The following is a 12,079-nucleotide window of genomic DNA, read 5'->3' as shown; positions in this document are numbered from 1 at the left end:
GCGGTTTTTCGGCTCGCGATAGTGGATTGTCAGATGGAAAACCCAGGTAAGCAGTATTATGGCATAAAAGAGGTAGCGGATCTGTTTCAGATCAATGCCTCTAAACTTCGGTATTACGAGAAAGAATTTCCAACGCTTCAGCCCAAGAAAAATCGGTCCGGGGATCGGGTTTATACCCAGGCCGACATCAACCATCTGAAAGAAATTTTCGAATTAATCAACGAAAAGGGGCTTACGTTACCCGGTGCCCGCGAAGAGCTGAAGAACCGGGCTGCCCGCCGACGCGAAAATGCCCGGTTCGTGTCTAAACTCCAGGAGTTAAAAACGTTTCTGGACCAGCTTCGGCAAAGCCTGGATTAAAAGGGACTCATAACGCCTTCATGAACGTAACCAGGGCCTTCTTTTCAGCGGTTGTCAGGTTTAGCTTATCAAACGGCAGCGTCTGATTCGGCAGGTTAAAGCCCAGCCCGTTTCCACCGCCTTTGTTGTAGAAATCCACGACGGCATCGAGCGTCGGAAATACCCCATTGTGCATGTAAGGTGCGGTCTGAGCCGCATGACGTACGGTCGGCGTTTTGAACGCGTAACGGTGCGGCTCCCGCCCGGTCAGCACGAATTTCCCAACGTCGGGATCAACCGAGCGGCCATCGGCGGTAGCCGGTGTTCCCAGCACTTCACTTTCCGTTTCCTGATAGGCCGGAGGTACCGTACCGTTAAACAAAGGGAAAAAGTGGCAGGTCGCACACTTTCCCTTCCCCATGAACAGGTTGAATCCCTGCTTTTCTTCGACCGTTAATGCTACGGACTCTCCCCGTAAATACCGATCTACCCGCGAGTCGAGATTCGTCAGCGACCGGACGTAGCTGGCCAGAGCATTCCTGAGCGTCTGCTCGGTAATCCCTGCCGGATATGCCCTTTCGAAGCGCTGCCGGTAGTCAACGCGCTGCCGAAGCTTTTCGACGGCAACCGGCAGCGACCCGTGCATTTCTGTCCTGTTGGCGATTACGTCGCTGGCCTGATCTTCCAGAAACACCACCCGCGAATCCATAAACTGAGTAGCCTGCAAAGCCGCGTTCAGCAGCGTTGGCGCGTTGCGGCTGATACGCTGCCCATCCTTACCAAGGGCGAAACTCCTGGATTCACCATCCGTAAAAGCCCGGTCGGGCTGGTGACAGCTTGCGCAGGTTCGGGTTGAAGTCGAACCGGCCGAGTTGCTGGATAAAATGGGATCATAGAATAGCATCTTGCCCAGGGCAATACGCTCGGGCGTGGGACGGTCGTCCTGACTACTCACAAAATAGCCCGCATCAAAGGCGCCGGGGTCATTGAGAGTCCGGGCCGAAGCCGACAGCAGCCGACTCTCCGTAAAAACCGGAATCGACAACGCGTGCTGGGCATCCAGCAACAGCCCGCTTAGCACGTTGGCCTGCTGGCGAATGAACGTCAGCCGGTCGAACTGCTCAAAGTCGGGACTGGCCCGTAACGCATTGACCGCGCCCGCAAAGACCCGATCAAGCCAGGCAGCCAGCGACGGGTTGGTGCTGGCCAGATGGTAGTGCGCGAGCTGATCCCGCAGACTTTCGAGCACGCTGATGGCTTCGGGCAGGGAATGAACGGCAACGGGCGAATCGAAACCCGTAATGCCGAGCGAAATGATCCGGAATACTTCCAGCCGCATCGCGTCGAGGATGTGGCTGTCGGTCAGTTCATTGGTTTCGGAGATTTTACGCAGCCGGTGCACGTTGGAGCGCAGGATGGCCGCCTGCTGAATGGCATCTGCCTTAAGGCTGGCATCGCCACCCGGAAATAGAAGCTCCTCCAGCACCTGGAACCCTTCGGGTACGTTGACACGCCCATCATCATCTACGTCGGGTAAATTCGGGCCGTTGAGTGCGCGGGTCGTTTCAGGACTGTAGTAAGCCGATAGAAACTCGACGCGCTTATAGGCCAGTCGGGCCTGCCGAAACGCCGACTGAACCCCCGAAGCGGACTGATGCGCGGCAATGCTCCGCTGTAGCTGGCTCACCGTGCTATCCAGTTCGTTGATGTCGCGCATGAACTGCGCCTTAACCGTTTCGGCAGGTGTTAGCCTCGGCCCGATGAGGAGCCCATACACCCCAATGGCAAACAGCGCACCAGCGGCAACCACCACTACCCACCAGGGATTTGGGTGGTTGGGCTCATCCATGGATCTGACCGGCGTTTGTTCTGAAACCATGAGCTTGTGGCGTAAAAGTCGTTGAAGGAAAAAGCCAGACCGGCTGAATCCATCCGGTCTGGCGGTCTTAATATTGCGGTTACTGATTACCGGGGCAGCCCTTCAATCAGAATCAACTGGCTGGCCTGGTTCTCGCTGGTGCGCTTCGAGCCGCCATCTACGCCCTTGTACTGATCGCCCCGCCAGGTGTGGGCCTGGATACCCAGCATGAACGTATTGGGCCGACCCGTTACGTCCGACACGTCGATCATGCCGCTGCTTTCCCACGAGCCCGGTTTCGACACACCACCTACGTTATATTTGGCAGCATCGGCTTCGTTCCGGCGGTGATCGAGTTCGAGGATAGGCGTCAGCTGTTTGGTGTTGAGATTATACTGATACACATACCCATCGTGTTTTTCGTCGCCGTACTCGTTCGGATCTTCCATAATATACACATAGTTCGTCGTCACGCAGACGTTATCGGGGTCCTGGAACATCCTGGCAATTCCGTTGCGGTCGTCGCCGTCCAGAAGTACCTCCAGCTTTCCTTTGGTCGGATCGCTGGCGTCCATGGTCAGGCGATAGATCCGGCCATATTTCGAGCGGGAGTAGTCGGCATTGGCGCCCGTGTTGTTCTGACCCGTTACGGCGAAAATCACTTCACGGCCATTGGCTCCGCTGCCTTTCCGATAATCCACATCTTCGACCCGACCAAACTTAAGCGCCTTCAGTTCATTCACTTTCGCGTTAATCTGCGCGCCGGTCAGCGTTTTGTGGTTATCAATTTTAGTAAACTCAACGTCATAGCTCGTGCCTACTTTCATATCCATTTCTTTCTGATTGCCGTCTGGCCGCTTCAGCATATAGAGCGAACCATTTTCCAGATCGCCAACGGTATTGGAGAGGTACAGAGCCAGCTGACCACCGTTGGTGCCTGAATCGTCGTCGCCAATCAGAATGGCGGTCTTGTTTGGATAAGCCGTTTTAGGCAGTGGCACGGCATTTTCGGCACTCCAGCGGCCCAGACCGGCCACCTCCCGCGAAATACCCGCCTGCTGCGGATCGGCGTCAACCTGAACGGCATGCGTACGCGATTCTTCTCCGCTTTCACCACAGGTCAGAAACAGGGGGCCAAAGCCATGCTCAAGGGGCGTCACGAGCGTGGCCGAACACAGACGCCACGTTCCTCCGTCGGAGTTGAGGATATACTCGCCTTTGATGGGTTTGAACGATTTATCGAGCGTAACCCGCGATACGGCGAAATTATCCTCGTTGTTGACTAGGATGGTGTAGTTTCCGTCGGGGTTCTGGAAGATACCTGCTCCATCGGCCGATCCACCAAAGACGTAATTCGGAGATTGTTCCAGTTTGTCGTCACTGCTCAGCAGAGAATACAGTTTTATGCCGTCGGCACTCAGCCGCCCGCCCACGGCGCCGGGAAGTACTTTGGCCAGCACGGGAGTTACGGATCGATTCTGAACCGTAATAGGCGGGCTGCTGACATCACGATGGTCTGTGCAGGCAGCCATTGCCAGTAAAGAAAGGGCCGTTGTCGAACGAAGTAGTTTACTCGTAAGCATGAGATGTAGGTTGTCCAAAAAATATCTGCAAAACAACCATTCACCTTTTACCTGAATATGACGACACCGTTACGAGTGTGCTATGAATAGCGGACATATCTTAACGGAAATTTTACCGGCCCGATGCCCATTCCAGGCGGATAACTGGTATTTACGCCCGAAAATCAGTAAGATTGCGAAACCCGCTTCCGCCGGAAGCGTCCATTCCGACACCGTGACTGATAACCTTCACCAGATTGCCCTGACGCTCGTTCCCGGCGTAGGCAGCATCCTTATTCGCCAGCTCGTCAGCTACTGCGGCTCCGCGCCCGACGTGTTCCGCTCTCCCCTATCCCGCCTGCTGAAAGTACCCGGCATTGGCGACGTAACGGCCCGCGCCATTCTGAAATCCAGTGCCCTAACCGAAGCCGAACAGGTACTCAGGCGGCTGGAAAAGATGGGGGCCACGACTCTGTTCTATACCGACAAGGCTTACCCGACCCGTCTGAAAACCCTCTACGATGCCCCGGCGCTGCTCTATTACCAGGGCGCTGGCGATCTGAACACCCCGCGCACCATCGGCCTGGTTGGTACGCGACAGGCTACGGACTACGGTAGGCGCATCACCACGGATATCGTCGAAGCGCTGGTGCCATTCGGTGTCAGTGTGATTAGCGGACTGGCTTACGGAATCGACATCGCGGCCCACCGCGCCAGCCTGGCTAGTGGAGCCCCAACGATTGGCGTGATGGCCAGCGGGCTGGATATTATTTACCCCAATATTCATCAAAAAACGGCGCAGGAAATGCTCGGTCTGGGCGGTTTGCTGACCGAAAGTGCCCCCGGCACCAAACCCGATGCGCACCTGTTTCCGGCCCGCAACCGCATCATTGCCGGTCTGAGTGATGTCATCGTGGTGGTCGAGGCCGCGGCCAAGGGCGGGGCCCTAATCACGGCCGAATACGCGAACAACTACCACCGCGAAGTCTTCGCCGTGCCGGGGCAGCTGACCCAGACTTTTTCAGCGGGCTGCAACAAATTGATCCGGGAAAACAAGGCGCAGATTTACACCAGCCCCAAAGACCTTATTGAAGCCCTGAACTGGGATCTTGGCGCGCCCGGACAGCTATCGGAACAGGCCATACGTAAAAACATTGCTCCGGCGCTGCCCGTGGATATTACAGAGGAAGAAAGCCAGATTGTCGCCCTGCTGCGTCAGAAAGCGGACCTGCACATTGACGATCTGAGCTGGCAGTCGCAGATACCGATGGGTCGGCTAGCCTCGCTGCTGCTCAATCTGGAATTTCGGGGGTTTGTGCGTTCTCTGCCGGGGAAGAAGTATTCAGTCGTGTATGTATAGGCATCTCGTCTTTCAGTTCTACGCCCGATAGCCGCCGGGTTTTCATCTCGGTCAGCAGATACATCAGCTTCTGCACGGCAAACTCATAGGGCAGACCCTCCGGCCGGATGTTCGAAATGCAGTTACGTGACTCATCGGTCAGGCCGGGCCGGGGCGCGTAGGTTAGATAAGCGCCCATACTGTCGGGGGAGCTAAGCCCCGGCCGTTCGCCAATCAGCACAACCACCATCTCGGCTCCCAGCGCGTGCGCTATGGCGTCGCCGATTGCCACGCGTCCCTGTTCAACCAGACAGAACGGCGCCAGCAGCCAGCCCTGCTTTCTGGCTTCGTTCACCAGATTGGTCACCACCGGAATTCCGTGCCGGTTGATGGCGGTTGCCGACAGCCCGTCGGCAATGACCAGGCTTAGGGTTGGCGGCTCTGTCCCCATGGCATTCAGATTACGTTCAGACACCGCATCGAGCCTCCGCCCCAGGTCAGGGCGTTGCAGGTACATCCGACGGTCGGTGGCCAGACTGCGCAGCAGAATAGGGTTGGGATGAATGGCATGAAGCTGACCGAGCAGGCCAGCCGTATCCAGCTGCGAGTAAACGGCATCGCGAGCCTGCGCATGATCAAGCTGGAAGTCGAGCCACGCACGGGTTGGCAGACTATGTCCAACGCGGCCCTGCGCGATACGGGCACTGGTGTGCGTTTGTAAAAAAACCCAGGGGTCGTAATTGGTCATGTTCAGCAATTGTCAATAAGCGCAGCCTGCCGGAACGCGTCAGATGTTCAGCCCTTCCAGCAACTGATGCCCCGCGCTCACCGGCACCAGCCGGCCCTTATCATCCAGCATGCCCATACTTGCCAGCCATGCTTCAAACTCTGGCGCGGGCCGCAGCTGGAAACGGTCACGCAGGTACAGTGCATCATGAAAACTGGTACTCTGGTAGTGCAGCATCACATCGTCGGCGCCGGGTACGCCCATAATAAACGTAATCCCGGCCGCACCGAGCAACGTCAGCAGCGTGTCCATATCATCCTGGTCGGCTTCCGCATGGTTCGTATAGCAGATGTCTATACCCATGGGTAAGCCCAGCAGTTTGCCGCAGAAGTGGTCTTCCAGCCCCGCCCGAATGATCTGCTTGCCGTTGTACAGGTATTCTGGTCCAATGAACCCGACGACCGAATTGACCAGCAGCGGTTCAAACGCCCGAGCCACTGCGTAAGCCCGAGTCTCGACCGTCTGCTGATCCAGGCCGTGGTGCGCGTTGGCCGAGAGCGCACTGCCCTGCCCTGTCTCAAAATACATTACGTTCTGCCCCAGCGTCCCTCGCTTCAGCGACCGGGTTGCGTCGAGCCCTTCCCGCAGCAACGCCAGATTGACGCCAAACGACGTATTGACGGCTTCGGTACCGCCGATGCTCTGAAAGGCCAGGTCTACCGGAGCGCCTTGCTCAATTGCCTGCAGTGTGGTAGTCAGATGTGCCAGGACGCACGTCTGGGTTGGAATGGCGAATCGCTCGCGGACCGCGTCGAGCATGGTCAGCAGCCGGACGGTTGTCTGCACATGGTCGGTGGCGGGGTTGATGCCGATGACGGCGTCGCCAGAACCGTACAGCAGTCCATCGAGCAGGCTAGCCGCAATACCCCGGACATCGTCGGTGGGGTGATTGGGCTGTAGCCGGGTACTAAGCCGCCCCCGCCCTCCTATCGTGTTCCGAAATTTCGTGATTATCTCGCAGCGGGCCGCGACCGTAATCAGGTCCTGATTCCGCATGAGTTTCGAAACAGCCGCGACCATTTCAGGCGTCAAGCCAGCACTGAGCTGACTAATTATGGGGACGGATTCACCCAGCAGGAAATTACGGAAATCACCAACAGTCAGGTGACGAATGGAGGCAAAAGCGTTGGCGTCGTGGGTGTCCAGGATCAGCCGCGTTATTTCGTCCTGCTCATACGGAACAACGGCTTCGTTCAGAAATGTCGTCAGAGGCAGATCGGCCAGGGCCATCTGAGCCGCGATACGTTCCTCCGCCGACCGGGCCACAACACCCGCCAGTTCATCGCCCGACCGCAGGGGCGTAGCGCGGGCCAGCAGTGTTTTCAGATCGTCGAAAACATAAGTCGTCTGGCGAACGGTATGGCGATAAGGCATGTATTCGACATTGGAAAGGTAAAGATAACCGAACAACTGATAGGCCCAACCCCAAACAAACCGCTTCCTTTTTGGGTAATAGTGGAGAAAACCACAACTAAACCAAACACCAGTCATGGGTAAAGGCGACAAGAAATCAAAAAGGGGGAAAATCTCGATGGGTTCGTATGGCAAAACCCGGCCCAGCAAGACAGAAGCCTCTAAACCTGAGGCTAAACCAGAAGCCAAGTAAGGGCCAAAACACATCAGAGCGGACCAACGCTACGTTAGTCCGCTCTGATGTGTACTACCTACCCGCCGATAAGCAGGTTTTTATAGTTAGCGCGTTTTAGCTTTTGTTGGCTTAGCCGTTGGTTTGGCGGGCTCCGGACCCGGACCGCTTTGGCCGGGTGGAACGTCCGCTTCAGGGGCCAGGATCACCTGAGAGCGCCGGTGGCGGCCTTCGTGGAAAATAACGAAGGCAATCAGCAGAATCAGCAGTACATTGGAAATCAAATCGATCATATCGCCCGTTTTAGCCAACGGAGGCTCAAACCTGAATTCAATGGTGTGCTTTCCAGTTGGAACACGCATGGCCCGAAGCACGTAATTGGCCCGCATGTGCGGCACGGGCTTACCGTCGAGAAACGCCTGCCAGTCCTCGTGCCCCCGGTAATAAACCTCGGAAAATACAACCAGTCCTTCACGCACGGCATTCACCTGGTACGTCAGCCGGTCACCGCGGTAACTGGTGAGCTGAATGGTGCTGCCCGTATGATCCAGCTGAGTCGGCAGGTTAGCGAGCTGATCGGCAAACCGCTTATCCACCACCGCCGAGTCGCGCGGATTCAGCGTTTTCATGGCCGCAATTTCTTCGTCGGCATTGGCCACCGGCTGCACCGTTCCAACAAACCAAGCGGCACCCAGTGCCTGCGGATTCGGCAGCGCGACAGGTCCCCCCTGCTGCTGCGGATTGGCCGGGTCAGGCTGGCCGGCCTGAATGACGTATTTCGCGTTCAGCATGTTCAGCAGATTCAACGTGTTAGGCTGAAACGCATACGTAATCAACTCGTTATACCGGCGCAGTTTAGCCGCGTGATAGCCACCAATGGAGCGATGAAAATACGATGTTCGGTTGCTGTTCATGAAGTCAACCGTCTGATCGAATACCCGATACCCCAGCGATTTATCCTGAAGAATCTGCTGATCGGCAGCGGTTGGTTCAAATAGCGTATTAGCCTGCGTCTTCGACACGAAATCGGCATTGTTCAGAAAGCGTTTGTCAACGGCGTACAGATCGAAAATCACCACCGCCAGCAGTACCGGATAGAACACAACAGGCTTGATTTTATTCGTGACGAACAGCCAGATGGCCCCGGCAGCCAGCAGAATAATAACCAGCGACCGGAAGGCATCGGCCCGCAGCATACTCTGTCGGTCGTTGATGAGCGCCGTCTGAAAGTCTTTTGCGGCCTCGCCAAAATACCGCGCCAGGATGTCTATGTCATTGGGAGTCTGAAACGAAAAGAAGGCACCGCCCAGCAGGGCCAGCACCAGGGCTACCCCCGCCGTTAAGCCCAGACTAATAAACAGCGGTTGACGCAGTTGAGCGAAGGTTAGCTTCTGACTAATAATGGTCTGCACACCCAAAGCGGCTCCGACCGCCAGAAAGAGTTGCGCCAGACAAAGCGCCATGGTCATAGCCCGGAATTTATTCAGATAGGGCAGGTTATCGAACAGGAACTCATTAACGAACAGCAGGTTTTTGCCCCACGCCAGCACGATCATCAGACCAGCTGCGCTCAATAGCCACCACCGGATGGGCCCACGGATAACAAACAGCCCCAGCACGAAGAGGAACAGCAGAGCCGCCCCCGCATAGGCCGGACCACCCACCATCGGCTGATCGCCCCAGTAGGTCGGCGCGCCCAGTTCAACAAACTGCTTCGCCGAAGCCGGGTCAAGTCCCCGGTTCACCAGAGCTTTATAGAACTCCGAATCGGTTGTAAGTCCGCCCCCCGAAGCGCCACCGGAGAAGTTGGGAATAAGCAGGGTCAGGGTTTCGGCCTTACCGTAACTATAGCTGAATGCATACTCCTTATCCAGACCGCTCTTCGATTCGTTGCTGGCCGATTTACCGTCGGGATTAGTCGTTTTAGCCGTCAGCTCAGAAGTACCCCGGATGGTTTCTTTCGTGTATTGATTCAGCACCAGCAGTCGCTTACCGAAGCTCCCGGCCGCCAGCGCACTGGCCACTGCCAGCGTGGACAGACCGAGCATCAACTGCCGCGACTTGCCCGCCCGAACCATTGAAATACCTTCAATCAGTACGTAAAGACCCAGCGTCAGGAACAGGTAATAGGTAATCTGAATGTGGTTAGCGCCGAATTCCATGCACATAAACAGTCCCGTGATGGCTGCGCCAACCCAATAGCGGCCGCGCAGGGTTAAAATCGCCCCCGCCAGCACACCGGCTCCGTAGCCCATCGCAAACAGCTTGGAAACGTGACCTGCTTCGAGACTGACGATGCCGAACGTTCCAAAGCCGTAGGCAGCTGCACCCAGAGCCGACAACCACGGATTGCAGCCCAGCACAAACAGCAGCAGATACGTGCTCAGCATCACGACAAACACAATGTTGGCGTCGGCAGGAAGCCACCAGACTACCGTCGATATGGCCTTGTAAACAAATATATACGGGTAATTGAAGTCAATCATGTAGGCGGGCATCCCGCTGAAAACGGCGTCGGTCCAAAGTGGCTTCTCACCGGTTTGCTGCGCTATCTCGCGGATCTCGCGGGCTGATGCAGACGCCTGCTGCACATCGGACATGGACAGCGTTTTGCCCGACAGCACCGGCGAAAAATAGATGATGGCCAGCACGAGCAATCCCAGCACAGCAATCAGGTGCGGACGAAGCCTTTGGAATAGAGTAGGTTGGTTCATAAAATATAACGGTACGTAGCCCAAAGATACGGGTTTAGACCAAACGCCGGGCGGAGCGAAGGGATTGTTGGAAGTAGTAAGGTCGTCTTTATCCCCGCCCAAAGGCGGGTAATACGTAATAGAGAAAAGCAATAGCCAGTCCCGGTGAGCTGGACTGGCTATTACAAATAGGCTATACGTCGCTGGTTCAGGCCCTACACCTCATTATTTGCAGGTCGTAACCACGGTCAGACTACTATTGCTGATGGTGTTGGCAGTGATATAGGCCGAAACCTGATTATCCCCGCAGACCTGGTTTACAATCCGTCTTGGCTGCGTCTGCTGGCCATACGTCACCGTTTCGCAGGACTTACAATTTCGTTTCTTGAAGCTGCCGCCCTCGCAGGCTATCAGCCCAAAAGCAACCAGCATGATCAGCTTTGTTCCATACATTGTGTTATAACTACCCACGTTAGCCTACACCGATAAAATATCCTTTTCCTTGGCAGCAAACGTATCGTCGATACGGGCGATGAAGGCGTCGGTCAGTTTCTGAACGCGCTCCTCCCCTTGTTTGACGGCATCTTCCGATACGCCTTCTTTTACCAGTTTGCGGATGTCATCGTTGGTGTCTTTGCGGATGTTCCGGACGTTTACTTTCGCAGTTTCCACTTCCTGCTTTACTTTCTTGACAAGGTCGCGCCGACGCTCTTCGGTCAGGGGCGGAACGCTGAGCCGGATCTGTTCGCCGTCGTTATTGGGAGCCAGCCCAACGTTCGAGTTACGAATGGCTTTCTCCACCTCACCAATGAGTTTTTTCTCGAAGGGCTTCACAACAATGGTACGGGCATCGGGCGTATTGACGGAGGCCACCTGATTGAGGGGCGTCATGGTGCCGTAATATTCTACCTGAATCCCGTCGAGCATCTGAGCCGAAGCTTTACCGGCGCGGATTTTGGTTAATTCGATGGATAAGTGCTTCAGCGCTTTTTCCATCGTGTCTTTTGCATCGTCGAGGTATAGCTCGATTTCTTCCATGTTTAGTTTAAGTTGTCCAGTCCTAAAGTCTTAAAGCTGCCCGGAGGCACACGCCTGGTCATGAAACAACCGCATGACCATACAACTTCAGACTGATTTGCTAATCTACGTTCGACGCAATCAACGTTCCGGTAGCTGTATCGCCCTGTATCACCCGCAGCAGGCTTCCCCGCTCGTTCATATTGAACACGATGATGGGCAGGTTGTTTTCCTGACAGAGGGTAAAGGCCGTCAGGTCCATAACGCTTAGCTTCTTTTCGTAAACGTCCTCAAACGAAATGCTGGTATACCGCGTAGCCGTTTTGTCTTTCATCGGATCGGCGGTGTATACGCCATCCACTTTGGTGCCTTTCAGCACCACATCAGACTCAATCTCAATGGCTCGCAGGCTGGCGGTGGTGTCGGTGGTGAAATAGGGGCTCCCGGTTCCGGCGCCGAAAATGACTACGCGGCCTTTTTCGAGATGGCGTACGGCCCGGCGACGTACGTAAGGCTCGCAGACCTGCTCCATTTTGATCGCCGACATCACGCGGGTAAACATACCGTGCTTTTCCAGCGAACTCTGGATGGCCATTGCGTTGATCACCGTCGCCAGCATACCCATGTAGTCGCCCTGCACCCGGTCAATACCCGAGCGTTCGCCCGATACGCCCCGGAAGATGTTGCCTCCGCCGATAACGATGGCAACCTGAACGCCCATGTCTACTACCTGTTTGATTTCCAGACTGTACTGCTCCAGTACGGCGGGGTCGATGTTATAGCCGGATGGACCAGCCAATGCCTCTCCACTCAGTTTGAGCAGAATGCGTTTATACTTTGTTTGCGACGTCATGAAGGGGAATTTTGCGGGCAAAGATAGCAAAAAGGCGTTAGCGACC

At 55.7% G+C, this 12,079-nt stretch carries 11 protein-coding genes; 3 read left to right on the top strand and 8 right to left on the bottom strand.

Annotated elements, in window-relative coordinates:
* Window positions 1-33 precede the first annotated feature (33 nt).
* Entirely contained in the window at window positions 34-360 is a 327-nt protein-coding gene (locus HNV11_RS08010; RefSeq protein WP_171739170.1) for a MerR family transcriptional regulator, read from the top strand.
* A 7-nt stretch (window positions 361-367) separates the two neighbouring features.
* Here the strand turns inward: HNV11_RS08010 and HNV11_RS08005 are convergent, their stop codons facing one another.
* Together HNV11_RS08005 and HNV11_RS08000 are read right to left on the bottom strand one after the other, a co-directional pair.
* Window positions 368-2,218, bottom strand: a complete 1,851-nt coding sequence (locus tag HNV11_RS08005; RefSeq protein WP_171739169.1) for a cytochrome c peroxidase — start codon at window positions 2,216-2,218, stop codon at window positions 368-370.
* Between the two features lie 86 nt (window positions 2,219-2,304).
* A complete protein-coding gene (locus HNV11_RS08000; protein WP_171739168.1) occupies window positions 2,305-3,780 on the bottom strand; it encodes a PhoX family protein in 1,476 nt (491 codons plus the stop codon).
* Between the two features lie 214 nt (window positions 3,781-3,994).
* Here HNV11_RS08000 and dprA point away from each other — a divergent pair, with 214 nt between their 5' ends.
* Window positions 3,995-5,119: a DNA-processing protein DprA gene (dprA, locus tag HNV11_RS07995; RefSeq protein WP_240163841.1), complete on the top strand. Its 1,125-nt coding sequence runs from the start codon at window positions 3,995-3,997 to the stop codon at window positions 5,117-5,119.
* On the opposite strand, the gene eutC is transcribed toward dprA, so the two are convergent.
* Window positions 5,052-5,846, bottom strand: a complete 795-nt coding sequence (gene eutC, locus HNV11_RS07990) for an ethanolamine ammonia-lyase subunit EutC (RefSeq protein WP_171739166.1) — start codon at window positions 5,844-5,846, stop codon at window positions 5,052-5,054. The genes dprA and eutC overlap by 68 nt on opposite strands.
* A 39-nt stretch (window positions 5,847-5,885) precedes the next feature.
* Window positions 5,886-7,259, bottom strand: coding sequence for an ethanolamine ammonia-lyase subunit EutB (locus tag HNV11_RS07985; protein WP_171739165.1), 1,374 nt, complete (start codon window positions 7,257-7,259; stop codon window positions 5,886-5,888).
* 115 nt (window positions 7,260-7,374) lie between these two features.
* Between HNV11_RS07985 and HNV11_RS24200 the strand changes: the two genes are divergently transcribed.
* A complete protein-coding gene (locus HNV11_RS24200; RefSeq protein WP_171739164.1) occupies window positions 7,375-7,491 on the top strand; it encodes a 30S ribosomal protein THX in 117 nt (38 codons plus the stop codon).
* Window positions 7,492-7,577: 86 nt separating this feature from the next.
* Here the strand turns inward: HNV11_RS24200 and HNV11_RS07975 are convergent, their stop codons facing one another.
* The 4 genes from HNV11_RS07975 to pyrH all read right to left on the bottom strand — a co-directional run bounded on the left by HNV11_RS07975 (window position 7,578) and on the right by pyrH (window position 12,033).
* Window positions 7,578-10,184, bottom strand: coding sequence for a YfhO family protein (locus HNV11_RS07975; protein WP_240163839.1), 2,607 nt, complete (start codon window positions 10,182-10,184; stop codon window positions 7,578-7,580).
* 204 nt (window positions 10,185-10,388) lie between these two features.
* A complete protein-coding gene (locus HNV11_RS07970; protein WP_171739163.1) occupies window positions 10,389-10,616 on the bottom strand; it encodes a hypothetical protein in 228 nt (75 codons plus the stop codon).
* A 24-nt stretch (window positions 10,617-10,640) separates the two neighbouring features.
* Window positions 10,641-11,201 carry a ribosome recycling factor gene (gene frr / locus HNV11_RS07965; RefSeq protein ID WP_171739162.1) on the bottom strand — a complete coding sequence of 187 codons (561 nt, stop codon included), beginning with the start codon at window positions 11,199-11,201 and terminating at the stop codon, window positions 10,641-10,643.
* Window positions 11,202-11,301: 100 nt separating this feature from the next.
* Window positions 11,302-12,033, bottom strand: a complete 732-nt coding sequence (gene pyrH / locus HNV11_RS07960) for a UMP kinase (protein WP_171739161.1) — start codon at window positions 12,031-12,033, stop codon at window positions 11,302-11,304.
* Window positions 12,034-12,079: the final 46 nt, after the last annotated feature.

Source organism: Spirosoma taeanense (assembly GCF_013127955.1).
GTDB lineage: Bacteria > Bacteroidota > Bacteroidia > Cytophagales > Spirosomataceae > Spirosoma > Spirosoma taeanense.
The sequence above is the reverse complement of the archived record's forward strand: the minus strand, read 5'-3'. Positions and strand labels throughout refer to the sequence as shown.

Coding starts and splice junctions, on each gene's coding strand:
- HNV11_RS08010 (WP_171739170.1), top strand. CDS start 34: ATGGAAAACCCAGGTAAGCAGTATTATGGCATAAAAGAGGTAGCGGAT.
- HNV11_RS08005 (WP_171739169.1), bottom strand. CDS start 2,218: ATGGTTTCAGAACAAACGCCGGTCAGATCCATGGATGAGCCCAACCAC.
- HNV11_RS08000 (WP_171739168.1), bottom strand. CDS start 3,780: ATGCTTACGAGTAAACTACTTCGTTCGACAACGGCCCTTTCTTTACTG.
- eutC (WP_171739166.1), bottom strand. CDS start 5,846: ATGACCAATTACGACCCCTGGGTTTTTTTACAAACGCACACCAGTGCC.
- HNV11_RS07985 (WP_171739165.1), bottom strand. CDS start 7,259: ATGCCTTATCGCCATACCGTTCGCCAGACGACTTATGTTTTCGACGAT.
- HNV11_RS24200 (WP_171739164.1), top strand. CDS start 7,375: ATGGGTAAAGGCGACAAGAAATCAAAAAGGGGGAAAATCTCGATGGGT.
- HNV11_RS07975 (WP_240163839.1), bottom strand. CDS start 10,184: ATGAACCAACCTACTCTATTCCAAAGGCTTCGTCCGCACCTGATTGCT.
- HNV11_RS07970 (WP_171739163.1), bottom strand. CDS start 10,616: ATGTATGGAACAAAGCTGATCATGCTGGTTGCTTTTGGGCTGATAGCC.
- frr (WP_171739162.1), bottom strand. CDS start 11,201: ATGGAAGAAATCGAGCTATACCTCGACGATGCAAAAGACACGATGGAA.
- pyrH (WP_171739161.1), bottom strand. CDS start 12,033: ATGACGTCGCAAACAAAGTATAAACGCATTCTGCTCAAACTGAGTGGA.